General features: G+C 37.4%; 1 pseudogene. It reads right to left on the bottom strand.

Going from position 1 to position 254, the window contains the following annotated elements:
• Window positions 1-254 (bottom strand): annotated as a pseudogene (locus ACFIO5_RS12180) (carboxynorspermidine decarboxylase); the annotation flags it as partial.

Below are 254 nucleotides of genomic sequence, written 5' to 3'. Positions count from 1 at the left end.
ACCTATTTTGAGAGGTTCAGGGAACCGAAATGTTCCAAAAATATCACCAGCAAGACAAGATTTTCCACAAACCATGATTTCATGGGGACCTTGATTTTGTTCTAGTTTTGCATTTTCACGATAGATTAAAAGATCAAGCATATGAGCTTCTATTGAGCTATCAACTATGGCAAGGTTTTTTTCATTATACAATGTATCAAGCACACTTACTTCTAATGTCGTGCTTTTGGTGATGGCGGCTTCTCCTGGTTCTA

This window comes from Bartonella sp. AA86SXKL (genome assembly GCF_042196885.1).
Note: the sequence above shows the minus strand (reverse complement) of the source record. Positions and strands in the feature narration are given on the sequence as shown.